Below are 251 nucleotides of genomic sequence, written 5' to 3' on the forward strand. Positions count from 1 at the left end.
GGCGACGCCGGTGCGCCAGGCCGCGGTGCCGCCGCCTCGGGCCGCGGTGACACATGGGGGGCCGACACTCCAGATGTCGGCCGCATCCCGCGAGAGGGTCCGACATCTGGCGTGTCGGCCCCCGATCCGGATGCCCTCGGCGACGCCGGTGCGCCCGGCCACGCGGGGGTGCTCGTCATCTCGGGGAGTCTGCCGCCGGGCATCCCGGACGACGCTCTGCCCGACCTGATCCGGCTGGGCCTCGACGCGGG

It is taken from the genome of Microbacterium sp., from assembly GCF_032084865.1.
Taxonomy (GTDB): domain Bacteria; phylum Actinomycetota; class Actinomycetes; order Actinomycetales; family Microbacteriaceae; genus Microbacterium.